Here is a 9,604-nt window from a genome sequence, read left to right as displayed (position 1 = left end):
GGCCGGGGCGGGGCGAAGCGGTCAGGTGGCGGGGTGACAGGCGGCCGGGGGGCAGGCTTTCGCGGGCGGGGCCGCTACTTCCCCGTCTCCAGGTCCTTCACGGGCGCCTCCGGCGCGTTCGCCTTCACCGAGGCGATGCCCTTCTCGGCCGACGCCTTGCTGTTGTACGCCTCGCCGACGGCGATGATCTCGCCGTTGCCCGCCTTGAGGCGGAAACGGTGCTTCCCGGACTTGTCCTGGTACAGCTCGAAGTGGCCTGCCATTGGGTCATCCCTTTCTCGTACGGACCCCCTGTCATATAAACCACCCACAGCGTGGGACCGGCTCGCGCTGTGGGCCCGTCCGTGGGTCCGCTTCACCCCATTGCCCGCACCGGGCCCCTGCCGATGCGGGCGAGGGCCCTCGCTCACGTCAGCGTGATCTCCGGGTTGTACAGGTCCAGCCAGAGCGCGAGGTCCAGCGTGCGTTCCATGCCGCGCCGCGAGGCCGTGCTGTTCTGCGGCGTGTCGCACTCCGCGATGCGCCTGATCCTGGCCGCGTCCACCAGGTCGAAGACCCGGTGGGTGGGGCGGGCGAGCAGTTCCCTGGTCTGCTCCTGGAGAGCGGTCGCGTACTGGGGGTCCTGGGTGGAGGGGTACGGACTCTTCACCCGGTCGTACACCGACCGCGGCAGGAGGTCGGCCGTCGCCTCCCGCAGCAGGCTCTTCTCCCTGCCGTCGAAGGACTTGAACGACCAGGGGGTGTTGTACACGTACTCGACCAGCCGGTGGTCGCAGAACGGCACCCGCACCTCCAGCCCCACCGCCATGCTCGCGCGGTCCTTCCGGTCCAGCAGTACCCGCACGAAGCGGGTCAGATGGAGATGGCAGATCGTACGCATCCGGTACTCGAAGTCGCTCTCGCCGCCCAGCCGCTCGATACCGGCGACGGCCGTGGCGTAGCTGTCGTGGATGAAGGCGGGCAGGTCCATGCTGCGGTTCACCTCGGGCCGCAGCACCCCCGCGTCGTCCCCGAAGTGCTGCTCGAACTCGACGAGCCAGGGGAACGTGTCGGCCTTCCGCGCGCGCTCGTCGAAGAACTGGAGGTACCCGCCGAAGACCTCGTCCGCCGACTCACCGGAGAGCGCGACCGTGGAGTGCTGCCGGATCGCCTTGAAGAGCAGGTAGAGGGAGGAGTCCATGTCCCCCAGCCCCATGGGGAGATCGCGGGCCCTGATCATCTTCGTACGCACCTCGGGGTCCGCCAGCGCCACCGAGTCGAGCACGATGTCCTGGTGCTCCGTGCCCGAGGCGCGAACGACATCGTGCACGAAGGGGGTGTCGGGGGTGGCGCGGAACGCGTCGGCGACGAAGTTCTCCGTACGGCCCGCGAAGTCGACGGAGAAGCTGCGTACGGTCTCACCGGCCTCGGCCAGCCGCCGCGCGGCCAGCGCCGTCATGGCGGAGGAGTCGAGCCCGCCGGAGAGGAGGGTGCAGACCGGTACGTCCGCCACCAGCTGACGCCGCACGATGTCGTCGAGGAGCGTACGGACACGCCCCACCGACGTGCCCAGGTCATCGGTGTGCGGCCGGGTCTCCAGGGACCAGTAGACGCGCCGGTGCGGGCCGGAGCGGTCCACGGTGACGACGGTTCCGGGTTCGACCTCGTACATGCCGTCCCACACCCCGTGGCCGGGCGTCTTGACGAAGGCGAACAGTTCGCGCAGGCCGTCGACGCCGACGCGCGCGCGGGCGAGCGGGTTGGCGAGCACGGCCTTGGGCTCGGAACCGAACAGAACCCCGTCGGGGGTCGGGTAGTACGAGAACGGCTTGATGCCCATCCGGTCCCGGATCATCACCAGCTTCTGGTGCCGGCCGTCCCAGACCGCGAAGGCGTACATCCCGTTCAGCCGTTCCGCGACCTCCTCGCCCCACTGGAGGTATCCGCGCAGGACGACCTCCGTGTCGGAACTCGTGGTGAACCGGTGCCCCCGGTCCGTGAGTTCCCTGCGCAGCTCGGTGAAGTTGTACGTCTCGCCCGAGTAGACGAGCGCGAGAGTGCCCTCCGGAGTGTCCAGCGTCATCGGCTGCCGCCCGCCGGGCAGGTCGATGATGGCCAGCCGACGGTGGCCGAGCGCCACGGGGCCGCTGATCCAGGTGCCGCGGTCGTCGGGACCGCGGCAGGACATCGTCTCCGTCATCGCATCCAATGTGCTGGAGGCGGATCGCAGGTCACGGTCGAAGGAGACCCAGCCGGTGATGCCACACATGTGTGTCCTCCTGCTTCCGATTCCAGACCGAGCGCAGGTCGGAGGCCATGGCCCACGACGGATCCATGGCAGGACGGGGCCCCGGGCCGGATCAGTTGTATCCAGCATCTATATAACGAGCGTGAGTCATGCGACTGCGAAGGGTCAACGCGGCCGTAACACCGGCGGTTACGCGCCTTCTGTGTTTCGGCCTGCGGACGGCACGGGGCAAAGACGGCAAAGGGAGAGGGCGCGGACCGCGGCAAGCCCCGGGCCGGGGGCTCCCGCCGTGGTGGGAAGCCCCTGCGGAGGGCGGCCGACGGCCGGAGTACCACGATCCGGCCAACGGCAAAGACTTCACCAACCGGTACGAACGACGCAGCGGCCCGTACGGCGGATGTGCCGTACGGACCGCTGCTGATCGGTACCGGAGCGCTGCTGATCCGGTACCGGAGCGCTGCTGGGGGTGGTGCCGGGCCAGTGCCGGGGGTGGTATCGGAGCGCTGCTGGGGGGAGTGGTGCCGGAGCGCTGCCGGGGGTGGTGCCGGGCCGGTGCCGGAGCGCTGCCGAGTCGGGCGCTCCCCCGGGGTGTCTCGTCCTCGGGTCAGTGGTTGCGCGGGAAGCCCAGGTCGACCCCCGCCGACGTGTCGGAGGGGTCGGGCCAGCGCGTGGTGACGACCTTGCCGCGCGTGTAGAAGTGCACGCCGTCATTGCCGTAGATGTGGTGGTCCCCGAAGAGGGAGTCCTTCCAACCGCCGAACGAGTGGTAGCCGACGGGGACGGGGATCGGCACGTTCACGCCGACCATCCCCGCCTCGATCTCCAGCTGGAAGCGGCGGGCGGCGCCGCCGTCGCGGGTGAAGATGGCCGTACCGTTGCCGAACGGCGAGGCGTTGATGAGACCGACGCCCTCCTCGTACGTCTCCGTACGGAGCACGCAGAGCACCGGTCCGAAGATCTCGTCGCGGTACGCGTCGGAGTCGGTGGAGACCTTGTCCAGCAGGGACAGGCCGATCCAGTGGCCGTCCTCGTGGCCCTCGACCGTGTATCCCGTGCCGTCCAGGACGACTTCGGCGCCTTGGGCCGCCGCGCCCGTGACATAGCCGGCCACCTTGTCACGGTGGGCCTTGGTGATGAGCGGGCCCATCTCCGAGGCGGGGTCGGCGCCGGGGCCGATCTTGATCTTCTCCGCGCGCTCGCGGATCTTGGCGACCAGTTCGTCGCCGATGGCGCCGACCGCGACCACGGCCGAGATCGCCATGCACCGCTCCCCCGCCGAGCCGTACGCGGCCGAGACCGCCGCGTCCGCCGCCGCGTCGAGGTCGGCGTCCGGCAGGACCAGCATGTGGTTCTTGGCGCCGCCGAGGGCCTGCACGCGCTTGCCGTTGGCCGAGGCCGTCGTGTGGATGTAGCGGGCGATCGGCGTGGAGCCGACGAAGGAGACCGCCGCCACGTCCGGGTGCGCGAGGAGCGCGTCCACCGCCACCTTGTCGCCGTGCACGACGTTGAGCACCCCGTCCGGCAGTCCGGCCTCCGCCGCCAGCTCCGCCAGCAGGTTGGCCGCCGACGGGTCCTTCTCGCTGGGCTTGAGTACGAAGGTGTTGCCGCACGCGACGGCCAGCGGGAACATCCACATCGGCACCATCGCCGGGAAGTTGAACGGGGTGATGCCCGCGACGACGCCCAACGGCTGGCGGATCGAGGAGACATCGACCCTGCTGGAGACCTGGGTGGACAGCTCGCCCTTGAGCTGGGTGGTGATCCCGCAGGCCAGCTCGACGATTTCGAGACCGCGCGCCACCTCGCCCAGCGCGTCCGAGTGCACCTTGCCGTGCTCGGCGGTGATCAGCGCGGCGATGTCGTCACGGCGCGCGTCGAGCAGCGCCCGGTACCGGAAGAGGACCGCCGTGCGCTGGGCGAGCGAGGAGGTCCCCCAGGTCGCGTACGCGGCCTTCGCGGCGGACACCGCGCTGTCGACCTCCTCGGTGGACGCGAGGGCGACCTGGGTGGTGACCGCGCCCGTCGCCGGGTCGGTGACCGGCCCCCAGTTGCCCGACGCGCCCTCGACGCTCTTGCCACCGATCCAGTGATTGACGGTCTTCATTCTTCGTTCTCCCTCACAGATGGCGGCGACGGGCTGCTGCGAACCGTTCGTACTCCTCGCGGGCCGAGACGGCGGACGTACGCGTCGCGGTCTCGGCCACGGGAACATCCCACCACGCCTGGGCCGGCGGGACGCCCGACACTGTGTCTGCCGTTTCGGTCTCCACGTAGACACATGTGGGACCGTCGTGGGCGCGCGCCTCCGCCAGGGCTTCGCGCAGGTCATCGACGGTCTTCGCGCGGATCGTCCGCAGGCCGAGCGAGGCGGCGTTGGCCGCGAGGTCGACGGGCAGCGGGGCGCCGGTGTACGTGGCGTCGGCGGCGCGGAACCGGTAGGCCGTCCCGAAGCGTTCGGCGCCGACCGTCTCGGACAGGCCGCCGATGCTGGCGTAGCCGTGGTTCTGGAGGATCACGACGTTGACGGGCAGCCCCTCCTGGACCGCCGTGACGATCTCGGTGGGGTTCATCAGATACGTACCGTCCCCGACGAGCGCCCAGACCGGCCGGTCCGGCGCCGCGAGCTGGACGCCGATGGCCGCCGGAATCTCGTATCCCATGCAGGAGTAGCCGTATTCGACGTGGTACTGGTCGCGCGAGCGGGCCCGCCACAGCTTGTGGAGATCGCCCGGGAGCGATCCGGCGGCGTTGATGAGGATGTCCTCGTCGGTGACGAGCCCGTCGAGCACGCCGAGGACCTGGGCCTGGGTGGGCCGTACGGCATCCCGCCGTTCCTGGGCGGGCCGTACGAGATCCCCGGCGCCGCCGCCCCCGGTCTTCCCGTCCCCGGCCCTGACGTCGGCGGCCTTCTCGTCCCCGGCCCCGCCGCTCCCGGCCTTCTCGTGCCCGGTCCCGCTACCCCCGGCCCGGCCGTCGGCGGGCTCTGCCGCACTGCCGGTGAACGCGGTCCGGACTCGTTCCTCCCAACGGGCCTTGCCCTCGCGGAACTCCGCCGTGTAGGCGGAATCGACCCGATGGCCGGTCAGTCCCGCGGCGAGCTGCTGGAGGGCGGTACGGGCGTCCGCCACCAGGGGGTGGGCGGCGAGTTTGTGGGCGTCGAAGCCGGTGACGTTGAGGTTGAGGAAGCGGACCGCCGGATTCTGGAACAGCGTGGCCGAGGCGGTGGAGAAGTCGGACCAGCGTGTGCCGACGCCGATCACCAGGTCCGCCGTCCTGGCCAGATCGTCCGCGGTGGCGCTGCCGGTGTGGCCGATGCCGCCGACATCGGCGGGATGGTCGTGGCGCAGCGACCCCTTGCCCGCCTGCGTGGAGGCGACCGGCATACCGGTCGTCTCGGCGAACGCGGCCAGCGCTTCCTCGGCCGCGCTGTAATGGACGCCGCCGCCCGCGACGATCAGCGGACGGCGCGCCGCCCGTACCAGCCGTACCGCGTCCGCCAGTTCGTCCGGGTCCGGCGCCTGCCGCCGGACCCGCCAGATCCGCTCGGCGAAGAACTCCTCGGGCCAGTCGTACGCCTCCGCCTGTACGTCCTGCGGCAGGGCGAGGGTGACGGCTCCGGTCTCGGCGGGGTCGCCGAGCACCCGCATCGCCGCCAGCGCGGCCGGGATCAGGGCCTCGGGGCGGCTGACCCGGTCGAAGTACGCGGAGACGGGCCGCAGCGCGTCGTTGACGGACACGTCCCCCGCGGACCGGACTTCGAGCTGCTGGAGCACCGGATCGGCGGGGCGGGTGGCGAAGGTGTCGCCGGGGAGCAGCAGCACGGGGAGGCGGTTGATGGTGGCGAGAGCGGCGCCGGTGACGAGGTTGGTGGCGCCCGGACCGATGGAGGTGGTCACGGCGTGGGCGGAGAGACGAGTGCTCTGGCGGGCGTAGCCCACGGCCGCGTGGACCATGGACTGTTCGTTTCGTCCTTGCAGGTACCGCATGTCCGGGGCGGCCTCCACCAGGGCCTGGCCGATGCCCGCCACGTTCCCGTGCCCGAAGATGCCCCAGGTGGCGGCGATGAGCCGCTGCCTGTGGCCGTCGCGTTCCGTGTACTGCCGGGAGAGGAAACGGATCAGCGCCTGGGCGACGGTCAGTCGGCGGGTGGCGGGGCGGAGGCCGTCGGCGCGGCGGGCATCAGGGCGGCGGGCATCGGAGCCGAGGGCGTCCGCGGCGTTGTCGGGGGCGCCGGGGCCGGTGAGGTCGGGGTCCGTGGTCATCGTGCGCTCGCCTCCGCTCCGTACAGCGGGAGTCTCGGATCGACGCCGAGCGCGGGCCAGGTGTCCCTGATCCATCCGTGCTCGGGGTGGTCGCTGATGAGCCACTCCCGGGTCCGCCCGGGGCCCGCCATCACATTGAGGTAGTACATGTCGCGGCCGGGCGGGGCGATGGACGGGCCGTGCCAGCCGTCCGGGATGAGGACGGTGTCCCCCGTTCGGACCTCGGCGAGCAGGTCCGTGCCGCCGGGGCGGGACGGCGAGACCCGGTGGTAGCCGACGCCGCCGTCCTCGACCTCGAAGTAGTAGATCTCCTCCAGCTCGGACTCGACGCCGGGGAGGTCCTCGTCGTGTTTGTGCGGCGGGTAGGAGGACCAGTTGCCGCCGGGCGTCAGCACCTCGACCGCGATGAGCCGGTCGCACGCGAAGACTCCGGCGGCGGCGAAGTTGTTGACCTGCCGGGAGCAGTCGCCCGCGCCCCGCAGCTCGACGGGAACCTCCGGCGCGGGGCCGTAGCGAGCGGGGAGCTTTCGCTCGCACTTCGCTCCTGCCAGGGCGAAACGGCCTCCCGCACCGGAGGCGATCTGCGCATGGGCGTCGCGCGGTAGATAGGCGAAGTCGGTGACTCCGCCGAAAACGCTTTCTCTGCCCTGCAGTTCAAAGGATTCACCTTGGGTGTGCACGGTGCAACCACCCGTGAGCGGAAGCACGATCCACTCGCTGTCCCCCGTGTCCAGCGAGTGGGCGGCGCCCGGCGCCAGTTCCAGTACGCGCAGACCGCTGTGCGACCAGCCGGCCCGTTCGGGGCCGATGTCCAGCGCGTAGGGCCCGGCGGCGGAGGCTCCCGCGGGCACGTGGCCCTCGTACGGTTTCGTTGTCATGAGGTCTCCGTACCCTTCAGAGGAGTCCGACCGCAGTGTCGACGGCCCCGGCCACGTCCCCGTCCGCCGGATAGAGCAGTGAGCGGCCCACGACGAGCCCCTGGACGGTGGGCAGCCGCAGCGCCGTGCGCCATTTCTCGTACGCGCCTTCCTGGTCGTCCCCGATCTCGCCGCCCAGCAGGACGGCCGGCAGGGTCGAGGTCTCCATCACCCGCGCCATGTCGTCGGGGTCCCGGGTGACGGGAACCTTCAGCCAGGTGTACGCCGAGGTACCGCCGAGCCCCGAGGCGACGGCGATCGAGCGCGTCACGGCTTCGGCACTCAGGTCGGTACGGAGGCGGCCCTCGACGCGGCGGCACAGGAACGGCTCGACGAAGAGGGGCAGTCGGCGCTCCGCCATGGCGTCGACGGCGCGGGCCGCCGTGTGGAGGGTGTCGAGGGAGCCGGGGTCGTCGTAGTCGATACGGAGCAGCAGCTTGCCCGCGTCGAAGCCGAGCCGGGCGAGGTCTTCGGGGCGGTGCCCGGTGAACCGGTCGTCCAGCTCGAAGGAGGCTCCGGCGAGGCCGCCGCGGTTCATCGAGCCGACGACGACACGGTCCTCCAGGGCGCCGAGGAGCAGCAGGTCGTCCAGGATGTCGGCGGTGGCCAGGACGCCGTCGACGCCGGGGCGCGACAGGGCGAGACAGAGCCGTTCCAGCAGGTCGTGACGGTTGGCCATGGCCAGCGGGCTGTTGCCGACGGCGAGGGCGCCGCGCGCCGGATGGTCGGCGGCGATGATCATCAACCGGCCGGTGGACCCACCGGTGGAGCGCAGCAGCGGCCGTCGCACGCGGCGGGCGGCGGCCTCGGCGACGGCCTCGGGGTGGTGCGTACGGAGCCGGACCAGCTCGGTCACGTCGACGCGGCTCACCGGAGGCTCCCGGTGTCCTGCTCCGGGACGCGGCCCGCCGCGAGGACTTCCGTGACCTCGCTGTCGTACGGCATCGCGGAGGAGCAGGCGAGCCGGCCCGCGACGAGGGCGCCCGCCGCGTTGGCGTACCGCATGAGGCGCTCCAGGTCCCAGCCTGCCAGCAGCCCGTGGCAGAGGGCGCCGCCGAACGCGTCCCCCGCGCCCAGTCCGTTGACGACATCGACGGGCACGGGCGGCACTTCGGCGCGCGTGCCGTCCCGGTGGAGGGCGAGCACGCCCTTGGGGCCCTGCTTGACCACGGCCAGCTCGACCCCGGCGGCCAGCAGCGCCCGCGCGGCGGCCTCGGGGTCGCGCTCGCCGACGGCGACCTCGCACTCGTCCAGGTTTCCGACGGCGACGGTGGCGTGCCGCAGGGCCCGCGCGTACAGCTCGCGCGGGTCGGGGGTGTCGGGCGCGGCGGGAGCGGCGGAACCAGCGGCAGGGGCGGCGGGCGCGGCGGAACCAGCGGGAGCGGCGGAACCAGCGGGAGCGGCGGGAGCGGCGGTGGGCCGTTCTGGCCAGAACATGGGGCGCCAGTCGAGGTCGAAGACCGTGATCCCCGATTTCGCGCGCGCCTCCAGGGCGGCGAGCGTGGCGGAACGGCTGGGGTCGACGCAGAGCCCGGTACCGGTCATCCAGAAGATCCGGGCGGACCTGATCGCGTCGAAGTCCAGTTCACGCGGGTGGATCTCCAGGTCGGGAGCCTTGGGCTGCCGGTAGAAGTAGAGCGGGAAGTCGTCCGGGGGAAAGATCTCGCAGAAGGTGACGGGGGTCGGATACCGCTCGACGCCGGTCACCCAGCGGTCGTCGACCTCGAACTCGCGCAGCGCCTGATGGACGTAGTCACCGAAGGCGTCCTGGCCGGTACGGCTGATGACGGCGGCGCGGCGCCCCAGTCTCGCGGACGCGACAGCGACATTCGTCGCGGAGCCGCCGAGGAACTTGCCGAAGGTCTCGACCTGCGCCAACGGGACCCCGATCCGCAGTGGATAGAGGTCGACGCCGATCCGGCCCATGGTGATCACGTCGTACGGCACGGGCATACGTGTCCCTTCGGATGCGACGGTCGGCCCCATTCCAGCACCCGGGTCCAGGCCGGAGCCGGGGCCGGAGCCGGAGCCGGGCAGAGCGGCCCGGCAGGACCGCGCACGGGTCCGGTACGGGTGCCGGTCCGGGGCAGGGTCCGGTGCCGAACACCACCTTGCTGGTCTCGCCGGAGCCCTGTCAATATTTTGTCCTTACATCCGGACGAAGTCTTGACACTGTTTCCTGACGGCCGGAAAGCTGA

The 9,604-nt window shown here is 71.5% G+C and carries 7 protein-coding genes; all 7 read right to left on the bottom strand.

Features of this window, described 5'->3' with window-relative positions; all coding sequences use genetic code 11:
• Positions 1-74 precede the first annotated feature (74 nt).
• Positions 75-263, bottom strand: a complete 189-nt coding sequence (locus tag DVH02_RS18425) for a YegP family protein (protein ID WP_114624913.1) — start codon at positions 261-263, stop codon at positions 75-77.
• 143 nt (positions 264-406) lie between these two features.
• On the bottom strand, positions 407-2,248 hold the full coding sequence (asnB, locus tag DVH02_RS18420; RefSeq protein ID WP_114624912.1) for an asparagine synthase (glutamine-hydrolyzing): 1,842 nt from the start codon (positions 2,246-2,248) through the stop codon (positions 407-409).
• A gap of 583 nt (positions 2,249-2,831) precedes the next feature.
• Positions 2,832-4,331 carry a CoA-acylating methylmalonate-semialdehyde dehydrogenase gene (mmsA, locus tag DVH02_RS18415; protein ID WP_114624911.1) on the bottom strand — a complete coding sequence of 500 codons (1,500 nt, stop codon included), beginning with the start codon at positions 4,329-4,331 and terminating at the stop codon, positions 2,832-2,834.
• Between the two features lie 13 nt (positions 4,332-4,344).
• Positions 4,345-6,489, bottom strand: coding sequence for a 3D-(3,5/4)-trihydroxycyclohexane-1,2-dione acylhydrolase (decyclizing) (gene iolD / locus DVH02_RS18410; protein WP_114624910.1), 2,145 nt, complete (start codon positions 6,487-6,489; stop codon positions 4,345-4,347).
• The gene (gene iolB / locus DVH02_RS18405) at positions 6,486-7,367 is read right to left on the bottom strand and encodes a 5-deoxy-glucuronate isomerase (protein WP_114624909.1); all 882 of its coding nucleotides are present in this window, start codon (positions 7,365-7,367) and stop codon (positions 6,486-6,488) included. The genes iolD and iolB overlap by 4 nt, the downstream gene beginning before the upstream one ends.
• 16 nt (positions 7,368-7,383) lie before the next feature.
• Positions 7,384-8,277, bottom strand: coding sequence for a Cgl0159 family (beta/alpha)8-fold protein (locus DVH02_RS18400; RefSeq protein ID WP_114624908.1), 894 nt, complete (start codon positions 8,275-8,277; stop codon positions 7,384-7,386).
• Entirely contained in the window at positions 8,274-9,359 is a 1,086-nt protein-coding gene (gene iolC / locus DVH02_RS18395; RefSeq protein ID WP_114624907.1) for a 5-dehydro-2-deoxygluconokinase, read from the bottom strand. The genes DVH02_RS18400 and iolC overlap by 4 nt, the downstream gene beginning before the upstream one ends.
• Positions 9,360-9,604: the final 245 nt, after the last annotated feature.

The organism is Streptomyces corynorhini (assembly GCF_003346515.1).
Taxonomy (GTDB): Bacteria; Actinomycetota; Actinomycetes; order Streptomycetales; family Streptomycetaceae; genus Streptomyces; species Streptomyces corynorhini.
This window is presented reverse-complemented; position numbering and strand designations above follow the sequence as displayed.